Origin of the sequence: Streptomyces sp. NBC_00016 (genome assembly GCF_045040885.1) — a bacterium.
GTDB lineage: Bacteria > Actinomycetota > Actinomycetes > Streptomycetales > Streptomycetaceae > Streptomyces > Streptomyces coriariae.
Genome location: NZ_CP108304.1, coordinates 9,550,607 through 9,566,169, shown reverse-complemented (window position 1 = coordinate 9,566,169; position 15,563 = coordinate 9,550,607). Strand labels below are relative to the sequence as shown.

The window sequence follows — 15,563 nt, the reverse complement described above, 5'->3', positions numbered from 1 at the left end:
GCCTGGCGGGTCAGCCGAGCCCGAGCTCGTTGTCGATGAAGGCGTAGACGTCGTCGGCGGTGGCGCCTTCGAGGTGCCGGGTCCGGTCGCCTCGCTCGTCGAGGCCGCCCTGCAGGGCGGCTTCTTCGAGCCTCGAACCGAGGAACCGCAGGCGGGAGTGGATGCCGGAGTGCTCCAGCTCCTCCGCCAGCAGGGCGTCGAGCGCCGCTTCCAGGGCGTCGAGTCTGGCCGCGACCGGATCGGATTCCTGGTCGAGTGCCTTGAGCAGGTAGTCGGCGAGCGCGGTGGGCGCCGGGTAGTCGAACACGGCCGTCGTGGGCAGCCTGGTACCTGCCGCCCTGCCGAGCCGGTTGCGCAGTTCCACCGCTGTCAGCGAGTCGAACCCGGCCTCCTTGAAGGCGCGGTCGGGTACGACCAGTGAGGCGTCGGAGTGACCGAGGACGGTCGCGGCTTCCTTGAGGACCACGTCCAGGACGAGGGCGGCCTTCTCCTGCGCGGGGAGTTGCGCGAGCCGTTCGGCCAGAGTGCGTCCGTGGGCCGTACCGGCTGCAGCGGCGCGGCGCGGCGCGCGCACGAGTGCGCGCAGCATCGGGGGAAGCCCGCCGGAAGCGGCCCGGTCGCGCAGCACGCTCAGGTCGAGCCGGATCGGCACGAGGGCCGGTTCCCCGACGGTCAGGGCGGCGTCGAGGAGGGCCAGGCCCTCCTCGGCCGTCAGCCCGAGCACGCCGTCGCGTTCGGTGCGCCGGAGGTCGGCCTCGGCAAGGGTGCCGGTCATGCCGCTCGCGTGCGACCACAGGCCCCAGGCGAGCGACACCGCGGGCAGTCCTGCGGCTCGGCGGACGCGGGCGAGTCCGTCGAGGAAGGAGTTGGCTGCCGCGTAGTTGGCCTGCCCGGGGTTGCCGAGGACACCGGCGGCCGAGGAGAACAGCACCCAGGCGGCGAGGTCGAGGTCCCGGGTCAGCTCGTGCAGGTTGAGGGCGGCGTCGGCCTTGGGCCGCAGGACGGTGGCCATCCGCTGCGGGGTGAGCGCGGCGAGCACGCCGTCGTCGACGACGCCCGCGGTGTGCACGACGGCCGTCAGGGGCGCGGTCGCCGGGACGGAGTCCAGCAGCAGGGCCAGGGCGTCGCGGTCGGCGGCGTCGCAGGCCTCGACACGTACGGTCGCGCCCAGGGCGGTGAGTTCGGCGGTGAGTTCCCGCGCGCCGGGCGCGCCGGGGCCGCGCCTGCTGGTGAGCAGCAGGTTGCGGGCGCCGTGTTCGGTGACGAGGTGGCGGGCGACGAGTGCGCCGAGGGAGCCGGTGCCACCGGTGACCAGGACGGTACCGTCGGGGTCGGGCCGGCGTGGCAGGGTCAGGACGGCCTTGCCGGTGTGGCGGGCCCGGCTGAGGTGCCGGAAGGCGTCCGGGGCGTGCCGTACGTCCCATGCCGTCACCGGCAGCGGGGTGAGGGCTCCGCGGTCGATGAGGTCGACGAGTTCGTCCAGCAGCTCCCGGACCCGGTCGTCGTCCGCCTCCGCGAGGTCGAAGGCACGGTACGCGACCCCAGGGTGGCGTTCGGCGACCTCGGTGGCGTCACGGATGTCGGTCTTGCCCATCTCCAGGAAGCGCCCGCCCCGCGGCAGCAGGCGCAGGGACGCGTCGACGAACTCGCCGGCCAGTGCGTCGAGGACGACGTCGACGCCGCGGCCGTCGGTGGTGCCGAGGAAGTGCTGCTCGAAATCGGTGGTGCGGGAGTTGGCGAGGTGCGCGTCGTCGAGTCCGCGGGCACGGAGGGTGTCCCACTTGCCGGGGCTGGCGGTGCCATAGACCTCGGCGCCCAGGTGACGGGCGACCTGGACGGCGGCCATGCCGACGCCGCCCGCCGCGGCGTGGACCAGGACGGTCTCACCGGGCCGGACGCCGGCCAGGTCGCGCAGGCCGTAGAGGGCGGTGAGGAACGCGATGGGCGCGGCGGCGGCCTGTGCGAAGGTCCATCCCGGGGGGACGCGGACGAGCCTGCGGTGGTCGGTCACGGCCTCCGGACCGAACGCCCCGCCGGGGAACAGGCCCATGACCCGGTCACCGGGCGACAGGCCGGTCACGCCGGGGCCGGTCTCCAGGACGATGCCCGCGCCCTCGCCGCCGATCGCGGCCCGCCCGGGGTACATGTCCAGAGCGATCATGACGTCGCGGAAGTTCATGCCCGCGGCGCGGACGGCCACACGGACCTGGCCGGGGGCCGGCGGGCCGGATTCGGCGTTCGGCACGAGGGCCAGGTTCTCCAGGGTGCCGGGCCCGGTGGTGTCCAGGTGCCAGGTGCCGGCGCCGTCCGGGACCGTCAGGCCGACCGCGGCGGCGCGGACGAGGCGGGGCACGGACACCTCGCCGTCACGTACCGCGAACTGCGACTCCTCCAGGGCCGCGGCCACCGCCGGGAGTCCGGCGAGCGCGTCGCGGGAGGCGTCGTGTCCGTCGACGTCGGCCAGGACGAAGCGGTCGGGGTGCTCGGCCTGGGCGGAGCGCACCAGGCCCCAGACCGCGGCTGCCGCCGGGTCGGTGACGCTCTCGCCGTCATGAACGGCGACGGCGCCCCTGGTGACCACCAGCAGCCGTGATGTGTCGTCGCCGGGCGCGGCCAGAAATGCCTGGAGGTCTCCCAGCACGCGGTCGGCGAGGGCGTGTACGTCCTCGGCCGAGGTGCCGTCGCCGGTGGCGTCGAGGGCGCGGATGCCGTGGGGGCCGTCCGCGCGCGCCGTGACCGGCAGCGACGTCCACGTCGTACGGAACAGGGATTCGTGTCCGGCTTCGGTGGCCGGGCGCAGGTGTTCGGCCGCCACGGGGCGCAGGACGAGGGAGTCGACGTCGACGATCGGGGCTCCGGTGGCGTCGGTGATGCGCAGGGACACCCCGCTCTCTCCGGCGGGGGACAGTCGGACCCGCAGGGCCTTGGCCCCCGAGGCGTGCAGTCGTACGCCGTTCCACGCGAAGGGCAGCAGACGCCTTCCGTCGCCGGGCTCGGCGACGCCGCCGAAGGCGCTGGGGTGCAGGGCGGCGTCGAAGAGGGCCGGGTGCAGGCCGAACAGGTCGGCGTCGTCGTGGTGTTCGTCGTCGAGGGCGATGTCGGCGAAGATCTCCTCTCCGTCGGTCCACACCGCGCGCAGTCCCTGAAAGGCGGGGCCGTACTCGTAGCCGGCCTCGGCGCGTTGCCGGTAGAAGTCCGTGACGGGCACGGCCGTGGCGTTCGGCGGGGGCCACGGGGCGGTGTCGGTGCCCGGAGCGTCGTCGGAGTTCGTCCGTGTCAGGGCGCCGCTCGCGTGGCGGGTCCACGCACCCTCGTCGCCGTCGGGGCGGGAGTGAACGGCGACGGGTCGGTCGCCGGTCTCGTCGGGCGCGCCGACGTGCACGCGGATACGCACCGCACCGTCGGCGGGCAGCACCAGGGGCGCAGCCAGGACGAGTTCGCGGACGGCGCCGTGCCCGACCTCGTCGCCGGCCCGGACGGCCATCTCGACCAGCGCCGTGCCGGCCAGCAGGACCGTGCCGTCGACCGCGTGGTCGGCGAGCCAGGGCCGGTCGGCCGTGGACAGGCGTCCGGTGAAGGTGACGGCATCGGCCTCGGGTAGTTCCACTGCCGCGGTCAGCAGCGGGTGGCCGGCCGTGGTGATGCCCGCGGCTCCGAGGTCACCGGCGCCGGGGGCGGCGTCGAGCCAGTAGCGCCGGTGCTGAAAGGCGTACGTCGGTACGACGGTGCCTCGGGCGGCGCTGCCGGCGAACAGGGAGGGCCAGTCGACGCGGGCACCCCTGGTGTGTGCCCGGGCGACGGCCGCGACCAGCGTCGCGGGTTCCGGCCGTCCGTCGCGCAGTGCGGCCACGCAGTCGACGGCCTCGGGAAGGCAGTCCTGCGCCATGGCGGTGAGCACTCCGCCGGGCCCGAGTTCGAGCACGGTGGTGACGCCCTGTTCGCGCAGGGTGCGCAGGCCGTCGGCGAAGCGGACCGTGCCGCGGACGTGGCGTACCCAGTACTCGGGGGCGCACAGCTGTGCGGGGTCGGCGAGGGAGCCGGTCAGGTTGGAGACGACGGGCAGGACGGGGGTGTGGAAGCTCAGTCCGGCGGCGACCTCGTGGAAGGCGTCGAGCATCGGTTCCATGCGCGGCGAGTGGAAGGCGTGCGAGACGCGCAGCCGTTTCGTCTTGCGGCCGCGGGCCGCGAGCACGGCAGCCACGGCTTCGACGGCGGGAGCGTCACCGGAGAGGACGACGGCTTCGGGGCCGTTGAGCGCCGCGACGGCGACTCCCTCGGTGAGCTCGGCGACGGCCTCGTCCTCGGTGGCCTGCACGGCGATCATGGCACCGCCCTCGGGCAGCCGCTGCATCATCGCGCCGCGAGCGGCGACCAGGGCCGCGGCGTCCTCCAGGGACCACACACCGGCCACGTGGGCGGCGACGAGTTCACCGATGGAGTGCCCGGCGACCAGGTCGGGGCGCACGCCCCAGGACTCGACCAGCCGGTAGAGGGCCACTCCCACGGCGAACAGGGCTGCCTGGGTGTAGGCGGTCCGGTCGAGCAGGTCCGCGTCGGGAGTGCCGGGTTCGGCGAGGACGACGTCCCGCAGCGGGCGGTCGAGCCAGCGGTCCAGGGTGGTGCAGACCTCGTCGAAGGCGCGGGCGTACACCGGGAACGACGCGTACAGTTCGCGGCCCGTCCCGGGGCGTTGCGCGCCCTGGCCGGAGAAGACGACGGCGAGTTTGCCGTCGGTGGCGGTGCCGGTCGTGCCGTCGCCGGCGGCCAGGGCCGCCAGGGCGTTGCGGGCCTCCTCCGCGGAGCCGGCGACCACGACCGCGCGGTGCTCGAAGGCGGAGCGGCCGCTGAGCGTGAGGGCGACGTCGGCCAGGGCGGGCGCCGGCTCCGCGTCGAGAAGGGCGGCGACGCGTCCGGCCTGCGCGCACAGTGCCTGTGGAGACTTGGCGGAGAGGACGAGCGGGACGAGCCCGTCGGGCAGCGCCCGCTCCGCCGGGTCCGCCGTGTCCGGTCCGTCGGCGGGAGTCGTGGCGGGGTCCTCGGTGGGCTGTTCGAGGATGACGTGGGCGTTGGTGCCGCTGATGCCGAAGGAGGACACGCCCGCGCGGCGCGGGCGCCCGGTCTCGGGCCAGGGCCTGGGCTCGGTGAGCAGTTCGACCGCGCCGCGGGTCCAGTCCACTTCGGGCGTCGGGGCGTCGACGTGCAGCGTGCGGGGCAGCACGCCGTGCCGCATCGCCTGCACCATCTTGATCACGCCTGCCGCACCGGCGGCGGCCTGCGCGTGGCCGATGTTGGACTTGAGGGAGCCGAGCCACAGCGGGTGGCCGTCGCCGGGCCGTTCCTGACCGTAGGTGGCGAGAAGGGCCTGCGCCTCGATCGGGTCGCCGAGGGAGGTGCCGGTGCCATGCGCCTCGACGGCGTCGACGTCGGCGGGGGTGAGGTCCGCGTTGGCGAGGGCCTGGCGGATGACGCGCTGCTGCGAGGGGCCGTTGGGCGCGGTGAGACCGTTGGAGGCGCCGTCCTGGTTGATGGCGGAGCCGCGGACGACGGCGAGGACCTCGTGGCCGTTGCGGCGGGCGTCCGACAGCCGCTCCAGGAGCAGCAGAGCCACGCCCTCGGACCAGCTGGTGCCGTCTGCCGCGGCGGCGAAGGCCTTGCAGCGTCCGTCGGGAGCGAGTCCACGCTGCCGCGAGAACTCGACGAAGCTGCCCGGGGTCGCCATCACCGCGACACCGCCTGCCAGCGCCAGGGAGCACTCCCCCGCGCGCAGCGCCTGGGCGGCGAGATGCAGGGCGACCAGCGAGGACGAGCACGCCGTGTCCACCGTCACGGCGGGGCCTTCGAAGCCGAAGGTGTACGACACCCGGCCGGAGACGACGCTGCCCGCGCCGCCGACGCCGAGGTAGCCCTCGATCTCCCTCGCGGGCCGCACCGCCCGGGTGGTGTAGTCGTGGTACATGACCCCTGCGAAGACGCCGATGTCCGCGCCGTGCAGGGCCCTCATGTCCAGGCCCGCGCGTTCGAAGACCTCCCAGGAGGTCTCCAGGAGGAGCCGCTGCTGGGGGTCCATCGCCAACGCCTCGCGCGGGGAGATCCCGAAGAACTCGGCGTCGAAGCCGGCCACGTCGTCCAGGAAGCCGCCCTCCGTGACGTACGACTTTCCGGCGGCGTCGGGGTCCGGGTCGTACAGCTCCTCCAGGTTCCAGCCCCGGTCGGACGGGAACGGGGAGCGGCCGTCGGCGCCGTCGGCCACCAGACGCCACAGGTCCTCGGGTGACGTGACGCCGCCCGGCAGCCGGCAGCCCATCGAGACGATGGCGATCGGCTCGTCGGAGACCGCCGCGGGGGCGGGCAGGGCCGGGACGTCGGCGGACTCGCCGGAGACCTCGTACAGCAGCCGGTGCGCCAGGGCTTCGGGGGTGGGGTGGTCGAAGGCACTGGTGGCGGGAAGCCGCAGTCCGGTGGCGGTGCTGAGCCGGTCGCGCAGGGCCACGACCATCACGGAGCTGAACCCCAGTTCCTTGAAGGCCCGGTCGGCCGGGACGTCCTCGGTGCCGGTGCGTCCGAGGACCGCGGCGGCCTCGGTGCGCACCAGCCGCAGCAGGATTTCCTCCTGCTCCTCGGCGGGCAGGCTCTCCAGTCGGCCGCGCAGCTCCGAGGTCTCGGTGCGCACCTCCTGAGCCGTGGTGTCGATCAGGCCGAGCAACGGTGCGGGGACCGGGCCGGTGAGCAGGGCGGCGTTGTCGAGGCGCATCGCGATGAACGCGGCCTCGCCGGCGGCGTGCGCGGCGTCGAACATCACCAGGGCTTGCTGTTCGGTGAGTTCGCCCGCCGCGAAGGGTACGGCGCCCTCGACCGCGCCGTCGTTCCAGGGTCCCCAGGCCAGGGACAACGCGGGCAGGCCGTGGGCGCGCCGGTGCTGGGCCAGCGCCTCCAGCGCGGCGCTCTCGGCCGCGATGTCGCCGGCGCCGGGGGCGCCCAGGACTCCCAGGGGAGAGGAGCACAGGACGAAGGCGGCCAGGTCGCGGTCGGCGGTCAGGTCGTGCAGGGCGTGCGCCGCGGCGGACACGGTGCCGGTTCCGGTGATCTCCTCCGCGTGCACCACGGCCGTCAGCGGTGGCCGGCCACGCTCCGCGAGCAGCTCGGCGAGCGCGGCGCGGTCGCCCGCGTCGCACGCGACGGCGGTGGCGCGGGCGCCGGCTCCGGCGAGTTCGGTGCACAGCGTCTGTACGCTCTCGTCGCCGTGTCCGGGGGCGAAGGCCAGCAGCAGGTGGCGGGCGTCGTGCGCGGTCACGAGGTGGCGGGCGAGCGCGGCTCCCTGGGCGGTGGCGGCGCCGGTGACCAGGACTGTTCCATCGGGGTCGAGCAGCGGAAGGGGCGGCTCCTCGCGGTCCATGGAGACGCGGGCGAAGCGCGGCAGCAGGGCCACACCGGAGCGGATGGCGAACTGCGATTCACCTGCGTTCACGGCGGCGGCCAGGGATCGCGCGCCGTCCTCGCCGAGACCGTCGCTGTCGAGGTCGGCGAGCACGAACCTGCCCGGGTGCTCGGTCTGCAGCGCGCGGACCATGCCCCACAGCGGGGTGTGCGCGGGGTCCTGTACGTCCTCGCCGTCGCCGACGGCCACGGCACGCCGGGTGAGGACCACGAGTGAGAGGTTCTCGTTGCGGTGGTCGGCCGGCCAGTCCTGCAGGGACGCGACGAACTCCTCGATGCCCGCCCCTGCGTCGTAGGCGGTCCGGTCCGCGAGGAGGACGCCGGTGCCGCCCCGGGCGGCCGTGCGGGCGGCGGCCAGGTCGGTGTGGACCTCGCACGGTACGCCGGCGTCCTGGAGGGCGGCGGCCAGGCCGAGCGAGTCGGAGCCCGCCAGCGCCCAATCGCCCGGCTCGCCCGGGGCTCCGCCCAGGGAAAGCCGGGATCTGGGTATCCAGTCGACGCGGAACAGCGAGTCGTACAGGCCGCTGCTGGTGGCGCGCAACCGGGCGGGCGTCTCCAGCAGCCGATGCCGCACGATCTTGCCCGAAGCGGTGCGCGGGATCGTCTCGATCTCGTAGAGCTCCTCGGGCACCTTGAAGTAGGAGAGGCGTTCGCGGCACTCGGCGAACAGCCGTTCCGTGTCCGGTCCCTGAGAGCCGGGAACGATGAACGCGACCGGTACCTCGCCCAGCACGTCGTGCGGCTTGCCGACCACCGCGACGTCGGCGACACCGGGGACGGTGCGCATGACCTCCTCCACCTCTCCCGGGTGGATGTTCTCCCCGGCGCGGATGATCAGTTCCTTCCTGCGGCCGGTGATCGTGAAGTAGCCGGCCTCGTCACGGCGGGCCAGGTCGCCGGTGCGGTACCAGCCGTCGTGGAAGGCGGCCGCGGTGGCTTCGGGCTGGTTGTGATAGCCGGCCATGACACTCGGCCCGCGCACCCACACCTCGCCCTCCTGGCCGTCAGCGACGTCCTCGCCGGTCCGCGTGTCCACCAGGCGTACTCCCAGACCCACCACCGGCAGGCCGCAGGAGCCCTCGGCGCGGGCACCCGAGGGCCAGTTGACGGTGATGGACCCACAGGTCTCGGTGGAGCCGTAGGCGTCGATGAGGGGAACGCCGAAGACACGCTCGAACGACCGGCGCAGCGATGCCGTAGTGACCGCGCCACCCACCAGGGCCACGCGCAGCCGTGGAGCGGTGAAGCCGCGGTCGCGGGCCGCGTCGAGCAGATAGTGCAGCAGGGTGGGCACGCCGGCCAGGAAGGTGGCGCGCTCCTCGTCCAGTGCGGCGAGCACGTCCTCCGCCGACAGACCGTCGACGATGCGGGCGCTGGCGCCCACGGCCACCACGGAGAGCACACAGGCGATGTGCGAGAGGCTGTGGAACAGAGGCAGAGGCCAGACGACGCGGTCCTCGGGACCGAGTCCGGGCACCGGCACATAGCAGGCGGCCACCGACCACAGGCAGTTGCGCTGGGTGGAGAGCACGCCCTTGGGCCTGCCGGTGGTGCCCGAGGTGTAGAGCATCCACGCCAGATCGTCGAGACCGAGGTCGTCACGAGCCGGCATGGCGGGTTCCCGGGTCGCGAACGATTCGTAGGGCAGGAAGCCCGACGGCACCGGCTGGTCGCCGACCAGGACGACCGTCAGGTGCGGACGGTCCGGAAGCAGGCGCCGCAGCTGTTCCACGTGCGGGTGATCGGTGACGACGATCCGGGCACCGCTGTCGTCGAGGACGTGCGCGAGTTCCGCGTCACTGCTCTGCGGGTTGACGGGGACGCCGATGGCGCTGGCCCGGGTGATGGCGTAGTAACTCTCGACGATCTCGACGCGGTTGCCCAGGCAGATGGCCGCACGGTCGCCCGGTTGCAGTCGCAACTCCGCCAGGTGTCCGGCCAATCGCCGGGTCCGCGCCTCCAGGTCGGTGTAGCTGACGCTCCGTCGGGCGTCCCGGTAGGCGATCTTGGCACCGAAGTGCCGGGCCTGGTGGACCAGCAGCTCGGGAAGCGGCCGGATCAGCTCCGTGCGCAACATGTGTCGTCATCCCTCCGGGGCGAGAGCAGACGGGCAGTCCGCAAGGGCAGATGGTTCGCCCTACCCGGCACATTCTTGTCATGCGACGCTCCCCCACACCCCCTCATCACCCCCCTACGCATCCCTAACCTGAAGAGTGACCAGAATTAATCAGCAGAGGTTTGAAGCGGCGGACCGACGGCATTAGGCTCCGTCGCCGTACTGACAGTCATCGTGTTATTGGCTGTCGGCCCGGAATGCAGACGTGATGAGCGGCCATCATTTCCGCCAGTGCCCTGGGAGCGGGAATTCTTTTCCCGGCAGCTTCCCGCGACGGCGGGACAGCAGAGAAAGGGACACACACGGACATGACGAATTCGACATCCCATCACACCCGTATCCGGGTGGAACTCGGCGATCGCGCCTATCCCGTCGACATCGGATCCGGGGTGCGGCACTCGCTGTCCGGGACCGTCGAGCGGCTGGGAGCGCGGCGGGCGGCGGTGGTCTCGGCACGGCCGGACGCCTGGATTCCCGACCCCGGCGTGCCCTCGCTGGTCATGCGAGCCCGTGACGGCGAGAGGGACAAGACCCTCGGCACTGTCGAATCGCTGTGCCGGGAGTTCGTGCGCTTCGGCCTGACCCGTGACGACGTCGTCGTCTCCGTCGGCGGCGGCACCACGACGGACGTCGTGGGCCTCGCCGCCGCCCTCTTCCACCGCGGGGTGTCCGTGGTGCATCTGCCGACCACGCTGCTCGCGCAGGTGGACGCCAGCGTAGGCGGCAAGACCGCGGTGAACACACCCGAGGGCAAGAACCTCATCGGCGCCTACTGGCAGCCCAGCGCGGTGCTGTGCGACACCGACTACCTGGAGACGCTGCCCGAGCGGGAGATGCTCAACGGTTATGGGGAGATCGCCCGCTGCCACTTCATCGGCGCCGGCGACCTGCGGGAGCTGTCGTTGCCGGAGCAGATCGCGGCGAGTGTGGCGCGCAAGGCACAGATCGTGTCCGCCGACGAGCGCGACACCGGCCTGCGCCACCTGCTCAACTACGGCCACACCCTGGGCCACGCGTTGGAGCTGGCCACGGACTTCCGGCTGCGGCACGGCGAGGCGGTGGCGATCGGCACCGTGTTCGCGGGGCGGCTCGCCCGGGCCATGGGCCGGATCGACGAGCAGCGGACGGCGGAGCACCTGGAAGTGGTGCGTCACTACGGACTGCCCCACGAGCTGCCCGCGGATGTCGCTCCGGCCCGGCTGATCGAGCTCGTACGGCTGGACAAGAAGGCGATGTCCGGGCTGACCTTCGTGCTGGACGGCAAGGCCGGCGCCGAGCTGGTGCCTGACCTGCCGGAGGACGTCGTCGCGCGGGTGCTGGCGGAGATGCCGCGCGCGGCGGCCTGAGAAAGGTCTGCGTGCGACGGACGGTTCGCGCCGGTCCGGACGAGGAGTTCGTCCGGACCGGCGCGGACCACGTCGTTCCCGGCGGCGGGCGGGCCACCGCCGGCCATGACGGCCGTCGATTCCGTGATCCGCCCGGTCTCAGTTCTCCGGCGTACGGCCCTTGGCCAGCAGGACCGCCCCGTGCAGTGAAGAGAGTCCACCGAGGCGGGCGGGCTCCACGGGCGGCGGCGGGAAACCTGGGCGGGCCAGTCGCGCCGTCTCCGCCCCGACCGTTTCGGTGAAGCCGGGCAGGGCGTCGGCGAATCCGCCACCGACCACGACGGCTGCGGGGCGAAGCAGTTCGCCCACCCCGACAGCGGCCGCGGCCAGCGCCGCACAGCCCTCGCGTACGGCGTCGGCCGCCCAGGACGTGCCGTCGGCGAGAGCCTGCGCCAGCTCGGGGAAGGTCACCTCGGTGCCGCGGGCGCGGGCGGCCCGGCGCAGTACGGCGGGGCCCGAGGCCACGGACTGGACACAGCCACGGCGCCCGCAGTCACACAGTTCCCCGGACCGGTCCACGATCAGGTGGCCGATCTCGCAGGAACCCCGCGAGGGGCCGGGCAGCAGTCTGCCGCCCAGGACGATCCCGCCGCCGACGCCGGTGCCGACTCCGAGATACAGCAGGTCGGGACGGCCCGCCGCATGTGCTTCGGCGAGCGCGGCGAGGTCGCCGTCGTCGGCGCAGGCCACCTCCGCGGTGCCGAAGACCTCGCGCAGCACGCCGCCGAGGTCGAGGCCGGTCCAGCCCGGGCGGTTGGGCCAGGCGGTGACGACGCCCGCCGCGTCCAGGGTGGCGGGCATCGCCACGCCGACGCCCGCCAACTCGTCCGGGGCGACGGCGCACAGCTCCCGGATCCGCCGGGCGAGCAGGTCCAGGTCCGCAGCCGCGCGCACGGGCCTGCCGGGAGGCCGTGGCCACCGGAAGCCGGCCTCGCGCACGGTGCCGTCCGTGTGCTCCGCACGCAGGGCGACCTTCGTGCCGCCCACGTCGATGCCCAGGTGGTAGGGGATGGCTGCCTCCCGGCCGGGTCAGTCCCTGAGGTGGTCGGTGACGATCTCCGCGACCTGGCGGAGCACGCGGGGGCTGCTGAGCATCTCCTCGTGGCCGCAACCCAGTTCGTGTCGCACGATGTCGCCCGCGACGTACGGCGCCCATGCCTCGCTGGAGGCCGCTTCGGCCACCGGGCTGGGTTCGGCCGCGAACAGGTGCATGGCGCCGCTGTACTTCTCGGGCGTGTGGGCCTTCCAGGCGCCGAGGTCGGTCAGCATGGTCTCGACGAAGGTCTCGGCCGCGCTCTTCCTGCCGCGCCAGGCGTAGTTCGTCGCCATGTCGGCGAATTCGGCGACGTCCTCGTACGTGAGCGGGCGCTCGTATGCGGCGAGGTCCTTGCCGTTGATCAGCAGGATCAGTTCGATCAGGCCCTGCTCGTCACGGTCCTCCTTGTCCGTGATGTGCGGGTTGGTGTTGAACACGCCGAGGAACTCGATCTCCTCACCGCGCTTCTGGAACTCGGCGGCGACGGCGTGGGCGAGGATGCCCCCGAAGGACCAGCCGAGAATGCGGTACGGGCCCGTGGGCTGCACGCCGCTGATGCGGTCCGCGTAGTCCGCCGCCATGGCCGCGATGCTGTCGACGGGGGTGTCGAACTCCTGGAAGGTGTGCGACTGGAGGCCGTAGAGGGGGTACTCCAGGCTGAAGTGCTGGGCGAGCACTCCGTAGCACCAGGCGGTGCCGCCGAGGTGGCGCATGCAGAACAGCGGCCGTGCCGAGCCCTTGGTCATCAGCGGCAGCAGTACGTCGAAGGAGTCCTGCGGCTCCTCACCCGTCAGCCGCCGGGAGAGCTCGGCCGGCGTCGGGGACTCCACCAGCATCCGGATCGACAGCTCCCATTGCATCTCGGAGCGCACCCGGGCCAGCAGCCGTGCCGCGAGCACCGAGGAGCCGCCGAGGTCGAAGAAGCTGTCGCGTGGTCCGACCTGCTCCACACCGAGCACCTCGGCGAAGAGCCGGCTGAGGAGCAGTTCCGACTGCGTGAGGTGCGTCTCCACCATCGCCGTCTGCGCGACGACCGGGGCCGGCAGCGCCTTGCGGTCGAGCTTGCCGTTGGGGGTGAGAGGGAACTCCCCCAGGGCCACCACGGCGGACGGCACCATGTACAGAGGCAGTCTGTCCGCCACGAAGTTCCGCAGCTCCTTGACGTCGGGCACACGGCCGGGGGCGGCTGTCACGTAGGCCACGAGGCGGCGGTCGCCGGGCCGGTCCTCGCGGACCGTCGCGGCCGCCTGGTCGATGTCCTCGGACCGCTCCAGGACGGCCTCGATCTCGCCGAGTTCCATCCGGAAGCCGTGCAGCTTGACCTGGTGGTCGGCACGGCCGACGTACTCAAGGTCGCTGTCCGGGCGCAGCCGCACCACATCGCCCGTGCGGTACATCAGGGCGCTGCCGTCGCCGAAACGGTCGGGCAGGAAACGTTCGGCGGTCAGCTCCGGCCGGTTGAGGTAGCCGCGGGCCACTCCTGCGCCGGCGATGAACAGCTCGCCCTCGGTACCGGCCTCGACGGGCACCAGGTCCTCGTCGAGGACGTACAGCCGGGTGTTGCGCAGGGGCTTGCCGATGACGGCGGCGTCCTCGGGCCCGGTGACCGGGTGGACCGTTGACCACACGGTGGTCTCCGTGGGCCCGTACCACTGGACGACCTCGGCACCGAGGTCGAGCAGCGCCGCCGCCAGCTTCTCCGACAGCGCCTCGCCGCCGACGAGGATGCGCAGGCCGCGCAGCGCCTCGGGACTGACGGTGGCCAGCATGTGCCAGTGAGTGGGGGTGGCCTGAGCGGTGCCGATCCTCCCGCGGACGATCAGGTCGCCCAGCGCCTGCGGGTCCTGCCCGGTGGCACGGGGCGCGATGACCGCGCGGGCACCGGTGTAGTACGGCAGGAACAGCTCGGGCACCGACATGTCGAAGGTGGCGGTGGTGACCGACAGCATGCGGTCACCGGGTCCCATGGACAGCCGCTCCCGCATCGCCTCCAGCAGGTTGTGCAAGGCGCGCAAGGGGATCTCGACGCCCTTGGGGGTGCCGGTGGAACCCGAGGTGTAGATGACGTACGCGAGGTCCTCGGGCTGCGGCGGGGCGGCCCGCTCGGCGTCCGTCAGATGCCCGGAGGGCAGTTCGGCGAGCGTCGCGGCCGTCGCGGGTTCGTCCAGCACGACGCGGGGAACACCCAGTTCGGTGCGGTCGGCGGGGATGCGGGTCGACGTCAGCAGGGCGACCGGAGCGGCGTCACGGACCTGGAAAGCCACACGCTCGGCGGGGTGTTCCGGGTCGAGCGCCAAGTAGGCCCCGCCCGCCTTCAGCACCGCCAGCAGTGCCACCAACAGGTCCGTGGAACGTGGCAGCATCACCGCGACGACGCGGTCGGGCCCCACACCCCGGGCGACCAGGTGGCGGGCGAGCCGGTTGGCCTGCTCGTGCGCCTCCCGGTAAGTGAGCTCCACACCCTCGCATTCGAGGGCCGTGAGGTCCGCAACGGAGTCGGCCCGCTCCTCCAGCGCCTTCACCAGCATGTTCCCCTCCACAGGGCTCGTACGGATTCTCGGCACGGTGCCGCTCAGACGGCCGGGGTGCGCATCCAGCGGTTCCAGTACGGCCGCCAGCCGTGGCGGTGCCAGAACGGCGTGGAGATCGGGTTGAACATCGCGTGGTAGCCGACCGACGCGCCGATGCCCATGGCATCCAGCTCGGCGTGGACGTGGTTGGCGAGGGAGGTGCCGATACCGAGGCCGCGATAGCCCTCCTTGACTGCCTGGCAGACCAGATGCGCGACGGGGGTGGCGGTGATCTTCGTCGCGAGCCACGCCTGCTGCGGCTCGGAGGGATCCTCGCCCCGGTGCATGCCCACGATCCCGCCCTCGTACTCGGCGACCCAGATCAGCGGTTCGTCGCGCTTGAACGACGCGGTGATCTCCTCGCGCAGCAGCGCCTCGGTCGTGGCGCGCTCGACGGCGCCGCTGACGGCGGCGTCGAACCGGGTCTCCACCATCTGCAGTTCGAACACCGCCTCGCTGTCCTCGGGGGTGGCCCGCCGCACGTGGACCCGCCCCGACTCGGGTACCAGGTCGGTGCCCTTGACCCGGCCGATCATCACGAACTCGGGAACGAATCCGAAGGCACGCAGGACCCGGGTCATGCCCACGTCGCGGCTGGGCCACTCGACGGCGGCCATGGAGTCCGCACCGGGGCGTTCCGGGTGGCTCTGCATGTACTGCTGCCAGTGCGTGAGCAGAGCGGCCATCTCGTCGGGCCCCGAGACCCGGGGGGTCAGCTCCCAGCGGTCGAGCGGGCCGAGCACCGCCTCCAGCGCGTCGGCGTCGACACGGGTGTGCGTCAGCAGGCCCTGCGCCCCGTCGACCTCCAGCAGTTCTTCGCCTTCGCTGGGCTCCGGCAGCGCATCGGCCTCCGGAATCATCCGGTCGACGGGGCGCAGCCGGTCGCGGTGGGCGGCCAGCACTGATTCCGCCGTCTGTACCTGGGGCATGGTGTCCTGTCCTCGGCTTTCAGTCGTGTCCGTGGCGATGCCGCGCGGGCGCGGCTCCACGGGAACCTGGGGGTCTCTCACGGCCGGTGGCAC

5 protein-coding genes are annotated in these 15,563 nt (G+C 73.0%); 1 reads left to right on the top strand and 4 read right to left on the bottom strand.

All coding sequences use genetic code 11. From position 1 onward, the window contains the following. Positions 1-10 precede the first annotated feature (10 nt). Entirely contained in the window at positions 11-9,511 is a 9,501-nt protein-coding gene (locus tag OG933_RS42240; protein ID WP_405632599.1) for an SDR family NAD(P)-dependent oxidoreductase, read from the bottom strand. Between the two features lie 347 nt (positions 9,512-9,858). Between OG933_RS42240 and OG933_RS42235 the strand changes: the two genes are divergently transcribed. Next, the gene (locus tag OG933_RS42235; RefSeq protein ID WP_362531962.1) at positions 9,859-10,896 is read left to right on the top strand and encodes a 3-dehydroquinate synthase family protein; all 1,038 of its coding nucleotides are present in this window, start codon (positions 9,859-9,861) and stop codon (positions 10,894-10,896) included. Between the two features lie 138 nt (positions 10,897-11,034). Here OG933_RS42235 and OG933_RS42230 read toward each other — a convergent pair whose 3' ends face one another. Genes OG933_RS42230 through OG933_RS42220 form a run of 3 tightly spaced genes read right to left on the bottom strand, consistent with a single transcriptional unit; the run spans position 11,035 to position 15,470 of the window. Further along, a complete protein-coding gene (locus OG933_RS42230; RefSeq protein ID WP_405632597.1) occupies positions 11,035-11,922 on the bottom strand; it encodes an ROK family protein in 888 nt (295 codons plus the stop codon). A 42-nt stretch (positions 11,923-11,964) separates the two neighbouring features. Next, positions 11,965-14,499 (bottom strand): amino acid adenylation domain-containing protein, encoded by a 2,535-nt coding sequence (locus tag OG933_RS42225; RefSeq protein ID WP_405632595.1) that lies wholly within the window; start codon positions 14,497-14,499, stop codon positions 11,965-11,967. A gap of 44 nt (positions 14,500-14,543) precedes the next feature. Then, a complete protein-coding gene (locus OG933_RS42220; protein ID WP_362531971.1) occupies positions 14,544-15,470 on the bottom strand; it encodes a GNAT family N-acetyltransferase in 927 nt (308 codons plus the stop codon). Positions 15,471-15,563 lie beyond the last annotated feature (93 nt).